Origin of the sequence: Staphylococcus microti, assembly GCF_000934465.1 — a bacterium.
Taxonomy (GTDB): Bacteria; Bacillota; Bacilli; order Staphylococcales; family Staphylococcaceae; genus Staphylococcus; species Staphylococcus microti.
The window spans coordinates 1-236 of the sequence record NZ_JXWY01000136.1; the positions used below are offsets into that span (position 1 = coordinate 1).

Annotated in this window: 1 protein-coding gene; it reads left to right on the forward strand. The window is 33.1% G+C overall.

All coding sequences use genetic code 11. From position 1 onward, the window contains the following. The coding region (locus TP70_RS10570; RefSeq protein ID WP_044361543.1) for a transposase at positions 1–236 on the forward strand (236 nt) is incomplete at both ends.

The window sequence follows — 236 nt, forward strand, 5'->3', positions numbered from 1 at the left end:
CAGACGTGAACAACGTAAGTTGTCAAAGCGTGCTTTGTTAGCTAAAAAGAAAGGTGTCCATCTCTTTGAAGCAAAGAACTATCAAAAACAAAAACGAAAAGTAGCGCGATTACATGAGAAAGTAATGAACCAACGTACTGATTTCTTGAATAAGTTAAGTACAGAAATTATCAAAAATCACGATATCATCTGTATTGAAGACTTAAACACAAAAGGTATGTTACGTAATCATAAAC